This window comes from Sphingomonas sp. CFBP 8765 (assembly GCF_014841445.1).
GTDB classification, from domain to species: domain Bacteria; phylum Pseudomonadota; class Alphaproteobacteria; order Sphingomonadales; family Sphingomonadaceae; genus Sphingomonas; species Sphingomonas aerolata.
Window position 1 is genome coordinate 1 of sequence record NZ_JACYTY010000032.1, and the last position, 826, is coordinate 826.

Here is an 826-nt window from a genome sequence, read left to right on the forward strand (position 1 = left end):
GCATTGCTTCGTTATGTGTCGATATCGTGAAGTGGATTTCGGTAAACCACCCGTTTAGGTGAACCTTCCGAAATCGCGAAAGTACGGCAGCAAAGGCAGCAGGTGCGGTAGGCGAACCCCAGGCAAACGTAATTGTGAGCGTCCGATCATCATGGTCCTCGCCCCAATTGATACCGCCAACGCAAGTTCCGCCTTCGTCAAAAGCCAGAATTGCTGGATGGTCCCATTTGCATGGTGGATATCTCAGCCAAGCATTGCGCTGATGATCGACACCCGCGGCGTAGGCAGCCCTTAGGCCTTCTTTGCTATGTGCGAGTTTGGTAACATGCTCCAAGCGTAGACTCATGTTATAGTTCTCCGCCAACGCTTGAACATCATGACCCCAAAATGGCGCACACCGGTGGTCTTTACCAGTCCCAGCCGCGTACGTGGCTCTGCGTGGCTGTAGATCGATGGATGCCGATACCAGGACGTATGCTCGGTAGCTGACGGCGTCTATTTAGGCGCGTTCGCGATCTCGGGGTTTGGGCCGTTGGGCGCAGTATAAGCCATCCCGCTTGCCCAATTATTGATCGACGGCGCCCACCGCGCCACATGGATTCTTCGGCAGACCCATTGCGCCGGAGGTTAAACAAAAACAGCCGCCAACCTCGAGAGGTTGACGGCTGCCTTCACACAGATGGCCACTGGGACCAGCTGTGAAATAGGCTTAGGCGAATGCGATCTTCGCCTGGCGACGACGAACGCGCATCGATGCGCCGATCCCGCCGATACCGAACAGCATGATTGCCCAGGTACCAGCCTCGGGAACTGCTGCCGTCGGCTC

At 56.4% G+C, this 826-nt stretch carries 2 protein-coding genes; both read right to left on the reverse strand.

All coding sequences use genetic code 11. From position 1 onward, the window contains the following. On the reverse strand, positions 1-334 hold a 334-nt coding region (locus IFT87_RS20220), incomplete at its 3' end, for a hypothetical protein (RefSeq protein ID WP_206757244.1). 375 nt (positions 335-709) lie between these two features. Next, a partial coding sequence (locus IFT87_RS20810; RefSeq protein ID WP_192191753.1) for a PEP-CTERM sorting domain-containing protein occupies positions 710-826 on the reverse strand: 117 nt, incomplete at its 5' end.